Source organism: Methanoregula sp., from assembly GCF_002835825.1.
Lineage (GTDB): Archaea > Halobacteriota > Methanomicrobia > Methanomicrobiales > Methanospirillaceae > Methanoregula.
In genome coordinates, this window is record NZ_PIZH01000100.1 from 1 (window position 1) to 6,507 (window position 6,507).

A 6,507-nucleotide genomic window follows, 5' to 3' on the forward strand; every position below is an offset into this window, starting at 1 on the left:
GATCAATCCCATGTCTTACTCATCTGTTGATGCACGATTAAATAGTTATCAGGTCGGCCCGGTGAAAGGACTTTTTATCACCGGCGTAAACGGGCTCGCGCGGGTGGGCGATTTCATGATTGCGCAGAAAATTTTTGTTTCTTTTTTAATTGGCGGAATTTGCGAAAGGGGTTTTAAAATCGCGCAAAATCAAAAATTATATATAGAGCAACCATTGACACTAGTTGTATGAGATCTCCTTCCGAGATCAAGAGAGTCATTGAGGGCCGGCTCCGGTCATACCTGTCCCGCGACAGGACCGGGATCCGGCGCGAAGTCCTCCGGCTCTTTGTAAAGACCAAAGCGATCACCATCGCTGAACTGGTGGCCATTCTCCAGAAACAATTCACCGTCACCTTTCATGCGATTGCATCAATGGTTGGGATCATCGCTTCCCGCATCGGCATCCTGCGTGCAACGCGGAATCCCGATGGAGTGAACAGCTACGAGCTCAAGGAAAAGTACGTTGACATTGTAACAAGAATTGTCAGCTCAGCCTGAAATCAGGCACTTCTCCGATCCATAACCGTTTTTACCCTCCCATTCCTATGCTATGAGCATAATGTATTCTCAGAGCCGGGCAGATTTGCACGACATCAGTATTGATCCGGAGGTCATCGAATTCATGGATAAGCGGGACTCAGATTTCCGGATCTGCACATCCTGCGGTGGCCCGGTACTGTTGCCGGTCCGCATCAAACCACCAAAAAAAACCGATCTTCTGGTGAAAGCCGGGAACCATACCATCTATGTCTCCATCCACCAGGCAAGATTCCTCAATGCTATCCAGATGGAGATGGTCCCGTTCTTTGATGAAGATTCTTACGGGTACGACCGCTGATGAGTTTTACGGAACTGTCCCATACAGCTGACGTGAAAATCCAGGCGCGTGCACCCACCCTTGAAGCCCTTTTCTCCGATGCATTCCAGGCATTGATGCAGGTGATGTACGGCAACGACCGGAAAGAGGGGACACGGCGCGAATTCACCCTGCATGCCGACAACCATGAATCCCTCCTCGTGGATTTCCTGTCGGAGGTCCTGTTCATATCCGAGGTTGACGGGCTGGTCTTTTCTCATGCCGACATCACCATCAGCAGGGATGAGCTGCATGCCATTCTTTATGGCGAAGCATTCGATCCTTTACGACATGCAGGGGGTACTGAAGTCAAGGGCATATCCTATTCCGGACTCATAATTTCGCACGATACGAACGGATATATGCTGGACATCCTACTTGATGTATAACGGGACCTGGAGAGCGATGAGATGATTGACGGGGTTGTGCGGATCGCGGAAAATGAATGGGAAGTCCCTTGCGGATACCTGCCCGGCATGCGGGTACCCGGGAGGTTCTTCCTCTCTGAATCGCTCGGGCGCATCCTTGAGCCGGGTGCCCTTCAGCAGCTTGCCAATGTTGCGACCCTGCCCGGAATCGTAAAACATGCACTTGCAATGCCCGATATTCACTGGGGCTACGGGTTTCCCATTGGCGGTGTTGCCGCATTCTCCCTGGAAGACGGGGTTATCTCCCCCGGGGGGGTAGGTTTCGATATCAATTGTGGTGTACGGCTCCTTACCACCCCGGTGTCACTCCAGGATATCAGCAGCCGCAAGAAGGACCTGATCGATCAACTCTTCCATGTCGTCCCCACGGGAGTAGGGGCAAAGAGTTCCCAAAAACTCCCCACCCATGCTCTTGACGAGATGATGATAAAAGGCGCACGCTGGGCGGTAGAGAATGGTTATGGTAACGAACGGGATCTTGTCCGGTGCGAAGAAGCCGGGGGCATGAAAGGTGCCTCAATAAAAACCGTATCTGCAAAGGCACGCCAGCGGGGAATTCCGCAGGGAGGAACCCTGGGATCCGGCAACCATTTCCTGGAACTCCAGGTTGTCCGCGAGATCTTCGATCCGGTTGCTGCCGGGGCTTTTGGCCTCCAGGAAGGACAGGTCTGTTGTATGATCCATTGTGGTTCGCGCGGGCTGGGACACCAGGTCTGTACCGATCACCTCAAACTCCTTGAGGCTGCGACAAAGAAGTACCAGATAAAACTCCCTGACCGCCAGCTCGCCTGCGCTCCCATCAGTTCACCTGAAGGGAGGGACTATTTCAGCGCCATGGCGTCTTCAGCGAATTATGCGTGGGCCAACCGCCAGTTGATCACGCATGCAGTAAGGGAAGTAATGGAAAAGATGTTCAGCATCGGGTACGATGAGATGCCCCTTGTCTACGATGTAGCCCATAACGTTGCGAAGATTGAAGAACATCATGTTGATGGCAAACGGATGCAGGTCTGTGTCCACCGGAAGGGAGCTACACGGGCTTTCGGCCCCGGGTCGGTAGATCTTCCTTTGGAACTCTCCACGATCGGCCAGCCGGTCATTATTCCCGGCAGCATGGGTACTTCGTCCTATGTGCTCTGCGGGACTACAACCGCAATGGAGAAGACCTTTGGTAGTACCTGCCACGGAGCAGGACGGGTCATGAGCCGCTCCCAGGCAAAGAAACGGCTGAGCGGTAAAGAGGTGGCAGCAAACCTTGCAAAGGAAGGTATTCTGGTGAGAGCACCTCACGAAAACGCCATCGCTGATGAAGCACCTGACGTATACAAGCCCAGTGACGAAGTGGTCAGGGTTGTGCACGATGCAGGTATTTCCCGTCTTGTCGCCCGTCTCGTCCCGATTGGAGTGATTAAGGGATGACCTGTCGTGCCGGCTTTCTCTGGGACTCCCCCCAGCATTTCAGCCGGCTTGTCGAGGACTGTGGCGTTGCCTGCGAGATTGTAACCCCCCATATGCTTGCTGCCCCATTTTTTCGGGGCTCATTCAACTGCCTGATCGTCCCGACCGGCTTTGGTAATGCAAAATATTCAAACCTCCTGCCGGCATTGCGTGCATCATCTTCCCGTATCTGCAGGTTTGTTGAAAATGGCGGGAACCTTCTTGTCTTTGGAGCTGCCGACAATAAGCCGGATGCCTATGACTGGCTCCCGTTCCGGCTGAAATATTCCCATGAATTCCACCCGCGGACGATCTCGTGTTCCGGAAATTCCCTGGCATCTACCCTTGTCGAAGAGTATGATCCAGAGAATATCGAATGCGATGGATCGTTTCCGGAACATGAGGGGACCTGCGTTGGATCCGCAGGGACATTGGATGTCATTATCGAGCATAAGTATGGAAAAGGGAGAATTGTCGTGACCAGTGTTCACGAGTTCCCGTCACGCGAATTTTTAAAAAAGTTCTGTTGTGTAGGTATCACAAGTCCGCTCTAGCGCAGATACCGTGACAGACCCCAGAGTCCCCTTCCATACTATCGTTTCCCACTGTTCCACAATCTTCATCAACCTGAACGATTGACCAGAGTAGTGAGGCATTCATTATGCACCGCTACGTGTTGTCCTGCAATGCGGCATCGGAAGATTTGGAACCCGTTGTCCTTGCCGTCCATGAACTTATCCACCGGCTTCCCGTCACGGCAAAATCTTCAGATCGTGATGGCATCCGGGTCGAAGACGGCAGGGTCATCGACCGGACCTACAATGGCCCAATCCTTGTCGAAGCCATTGCCAGAAATGAGACGATCAGGACAACTCCTGCCAGCGGTGCATACAAAGGAGTCCCGGTTACGGTGACACCCATCCGGGACAGAGAGGGAAAAGCCATCGGGGCTATCGGTGTTGTGGACATTACCGGTATCTTCGATCTCGCCACGCTCATGGAGCACCAGTCCGCAATCCTCAAGCAGGTCTGCGGCAAAGACCCCTGCCCGCTTGACTCTGAGAAGATAAGTTCACGAAGGTGATGATTTGCCGGAATCCGCATTCAAAGTCCTTGAGATCCTTGAGCGGGCTGAAAAACCCCTCTCGGGCGAGACGATTAGCAACGAGCTTGGGATCACCCGTTCAGCAGTCTGGAAACACATCAACGAACTCCGCATGATGGGATATGACATTTCCTCGTCACAAAAAGAAGGTTACCGGTTAACCCAGCCCAGCGTAAAACTGCTCCCGTACGAGATCCACAAAAAACTCCGGACGCAGTTCATCGGCAAGAAGATGCGATATTTTGAGAACACACCATCCACCATCTGGGTTGGAAAGCAACTCTGCTCGGAAGGCGACGTGGACAAGATGAATGGTCTTGTCATCATCGCAGAGGAACAGACCGGCGGTGTTGGCAGGATGGGCCGGGCATGGGTCTCGCCCAGCGGCGGCATCTGGATCACCATTGTCTTGAAACCCCGGATACCCATCGATCATATTTTTATGATCACCATGGCCGGATCCATTGCCGTTGCCCGGGCAATACGAAAAGAGTTCAATCTCGGGGCACTCATCAAATGGCCCAACGATATCTTCATCGGGAACAAGAAAGTAGCCGGGCTGCTCCTGGAACTCTCGGCGGAATCAGATGTCGTGCACCACTGCCTCCTCTCCATCGGGATTGATGTGAACGTGCCGGTCACCAATTTCGCTCCTGACCTGCGCGATCAGATCACGTCCATCTGCGCTGAAGTCGGGCATACCGTCGACCGCGCCGCATTTCTCGCGCGCCTGTTAAAAGAGTTTGAGAACCATCTTCTCCTGATCGAAAGCGGGGAGTACGATGCGATCATAAGGGAATGGAAGAGCATCTCCTGCACTCTTGAGAACCGGGTCCAGATCCGTACCCTCAAGAACAGTTTCGAGGGGGAGGCAGTTGATATTGACGAGTTCGGCGCCCTGATCATCAAGAAGGCCAACGGCAAGCTCGAGCGAGTCATTGCGGGAGACTGTTATCACCAATAACCCGGCATATTTTTATCGTCAACCATCATTTTTCTAAGCGGTTGACGATGTTTGGCGATCTCGAACGTTCACGGGCATTAGCATATTCGGCAGTTTTTATCGGGCTCATCGCGCTGGGGAGCTGGATATCGATCCCCTTCATCCCGGTCCCGTTCACCCTCCAGACACTCTTTGTCCTGCTTGCCGGAGCAGTGATGAAACGGAGGGCTGTCCTTCCGGTAGCAGCATATGTTATTCTTGGCACACTCGGTCTTCCAATATTTCATAACGGGATGTCCGGCCCCGGCGTGCTCCTCGGACCAACCGGGGGCTATCTCGCGGGGTTCCTCGTTTCTGCACTCATTGTCGGGCTTGCGTACGAACATTCGTCGCGCCCTTTCCGTATTGCGGGCCTTGCAATTGGGACAGCTGTCACGCTCCTCTTTGGCATGGCATGGCTGATGATCTCTGCCGGAATGGGTTTTTTCCCCGCGTTCGTTGCCGGGGTCCTCCCGTTCATTCCGGGGGGCATCCTGAAAGCGGTTGTTGTCTACATCATCGCTGAGCGGTTACAATGATTGAACTTTCCGGTGTACGCCATACCATCCTGGACATCAGCTCCCTCCGGATCCCACCTGGCACTACATCGGTGATCGGCCCCAATGGCAGCGGAAAAACAATGCTGCTCAAACTCCTGGCCGGAATCTCCCTGCCACAATCCGGCACTGTGCATATTGATGGAGTGCATCCCCGTAAGACCGAAATCGGCTGGGTAAATGAGTTCCCGGACCGCAACATCCTTTTTGGCACGGTCCTTGATGAAGTCGCATCCTCGCTGCGTTTCCGCCACATTCCTGACAGGGGGGTAGAAAGAATGGCTGAGATACTCCTCGATTCCATGGGGATATCATCCTTGAGAGACCGGCCGGTATGCAATCTATCGGGAGGAGAAAAGGTCCTTGTCGCACTTGCGGCAGCACTTGTACACACACCCCGTATCCTTGTGCTCGATGAATGCGATTCGCATCTCGATTGCCGCAGGACCCGGCAGATCGAGAAGATCGTCAAGGAACGCAGGATACCGTACGTTATCCGGTGTACCCAGCAGGTCGAATCCGCGATCCAAAGCGATTATGTCATATTTCTGGAGAATGGCCGTGTTGCCTGCGAGGGAATGCCGGGGGACGTGTTCGCCCGGCTCCAGGGTACCCCATTTTATCCCCTGTCCAGGGAGTGCGGGATATGAGAATAGATCTCGATGCAGTGGGGGTTGCACGGGATTCCTGGTCGATCACTGCAAACGGGACATTCACTGAAGGCATCCACCTGATCAGCGGGGATACCGGCAGTGGCAAGACCACCCTTGCACAGATAATCGCCGGACTCTCTGTGCCCACATCGGGCTCGGTCAGACGGGAGGGAGTCATCCACCCGATGATCTCGTTCCAGTTCCCGGAGCTCCATGTTACCGGTTCAACGGTCAGTGAGGAGTGTGCCTCATGGGGACTCAACCCCGGTGTTGTACTCGAACAGGTATCCCTTGATGGAAAATCTGCTCTCTCTCCCTTGCAACTGAGCCGTGGCGAACTCAAACGCCTGCACCTGGCCTGCGTCCTGTCACAGGAGTACGACCTTCTCGTACTGGATTAGCCCTTCAGTTCACTGGACTGTACAGAGAAGGAGCGCGCATGTGCCG

11 protein-coding genes are annotated in these 6,507 nt (G+C 53.8%); all 11 read left to right on the forward strand.

The features are described 5' to 3' along the window. Nucleotides 1-232, forward strand: a 232-nt coding sequence (locus tag CW742_RS05155; protein WP_292417417.1) for a hypothetical protein, incomplete at its 5' end; no start/stop codon positions are given. After that, nucleotides 229-540, forward strand: coding sequence for a DUF2551 domain-containing protein (locus CW742_RS05160; protein ID WP_292417420.1), 312 nt, complete (start codon nucleotides 229-231; stop codon nucleotides 538-540). The genes CW742_RS05155 and CW742_RS05160, both read left to right, overlap by 4 nt. A gap of 85 nt (nucleotides 541-625) precedes the next feature. Then, nucleotides 626-880, forward strand: a complete 255-nt coding sequence (locus tag CW742_RS05165) for a hypothetical protein (RefSeq protein WP_292417423.1) — start codon at nucleotides 626-628, stop codon at nucleotides 878-880. Then, nucleotides 880-1,287, forward strand: a complete 408-nt coding sequence (locus CW742_RS05170; protein WP_292417426.1) for an archease — start codon at nucleotides 880-882, stop codon at nucleotides 1,285-1,287. Before CW742_RS05165 ends, CW742_RS05170 begins: the two co-directional genes overlap by 1 nt. A 21-nt stretch (nucleotides 1,288-1,308) precedes the next feature. Beyond that, nucleotides 1,309-2,745 carry an RtcB family protein gene (locus CW742_RS05175; protein ID WP_292417429.1) on the forward strand — a complete coding sequence of 479 codons (1,437 nt, stop codon included), beginning with the start codon at nucleotides 1,309-1,311 and terminating at the stop codon, nucleotides 2,743-2,745. Further along, nucleotides 2,742-3,317 carry a hypothetical protein gene (locus CW742_RS05180; RefSeq protein WP_292417432.1) on the forward strand — a complete coding sequence of 192 codons (576 nt, stop codon included), beginning with the start codon at nucleotides 2,742-2,744 and terminating at the stop codon, nucleotides 3,315-3,317. Before CW742_RS05175 ends, CW742_RS05180 begins: the two co-directional genes overlap by 4 nt. 107 nt (nucleotides 3,318-3,424) lie before the next feature. After that, a complete protein-coding gene (locus CW742_RS05185; protein ID WP_292417435.1) occupies nucleotides 3,425-3,847 on the forward strand; it encodes a DUF2111 domain-containing protein in 423 nt (140 codons plus the stop codon). 4 nt (nucleotides 3,848-3,851) lie between these two features. Then, entirely contained in the window at nucleotides 3,852-4,832 is a 981-nt protein-coding gene (locus CW742_RS05190; RefSeq protein ID WP_292417438.1) for a biotin--[acetyl-CoA-carboxylase] ligase, read from the forward strand. A gap of 47 nt (nucleotides 4,833-4,879) precedes the next feature. Next, the gene (locus CW742_RS05195) at nucleotides 4,880-5,389 is read left to right on the forward strand and encodes a biotin transporter BioY (protein ID WP_292417441.1); all 510 of its coding nucleotides are present in this window, start codon (nucleotides 4,880-4,882) and stop codon (nucleotides 5,387-5,389) included. Beyond that, nucleotides 5,386-6,057 carry an ATP-binding cassette domain-containing protein gene (locus tag CW742_RS05200; RefSeq protein ID WP_292417443.1) on the forward strand — a complete coding sequence of 224 codons (672 nt, stop codon included), beginning with the start codon at nucleotides 5,386-5,388 and terminating at the stop codon, nucleotides 6,055-6,057. Before CW742_RS05195 ends, CW742_RS05200 begins: the two co-directional genes overlap by 4 nt. Continuing rightward, entirely contained in the window at nucleotides 6,054-6,461 is a 408-nt protein-coding gene (locus CW742_RS05205) for an ATP-binding cassette domain-containing protein (RefSeq protein ID WP_292417445.1), read from the forward strand. The genes CW742_RS05200 and CW742_RS05205 overlap by 4 nt, the downstream gene beginning before the upstream one ends. Nucleotides 6,462-6,507 lie beyond the last annotated feature (46 nt).

Coding starts and splice junctions, on each gene's coding strand:
- CW742_RS05175 (WP_292417429.1), top strand. CDS start 1,309: ATGATTGACGGGGTTGTGCGGATCGCGGAAAATGAATGGGAAGTCCCT.
- CW742_RS05185 (WP_292417435.1), top strand. CDS start 3,425: ATGCACCGCTACGTGTTGTCCTGCAATGCGGCATCGGAAGATTTGGAA.
- CW742_RS05160 (WP_292417420.1), top strand. CDS start 229: ATGAGATCTCCTTCCGAGATCAAGAGAGTCATTGAGGGCCGGCTCCGG.
- CW742_RS05200 (WP_292417443.1), top strand. CDS start 5,386: ATGATTGAACTTTCCGGTGTACGCCATACCATCCTGGACATCAGCTCC.
- CW742_RS05205 (WP_292417445.1), top strand. CDS start 6,054: ATGAGAATAGATCTCGATGCAGTGGGGGTTGCACGGGATTCCTGGTCG.
- CW742_RS05195 (WP_292417441.1), top strand. CDS start 4,880: ATGTTTGGCGATCTCGAACGTTCACGGGCATTAGCATATTCGGCAGTT.
- CW742_RS05170 (WP_292417426.1), top strand. CDS start 880: ATGAGTTTTACGGAACTGTCCCATACAGCTGACGTGAAAATCCAGGCG.
- CW742_RS05180 (WP_292417432.1), top strand. CDS start 2,742: ATGACCTGTCGTGCCGGCTTTCTCTGGGACTCCCCCCAGCATTTCAGC.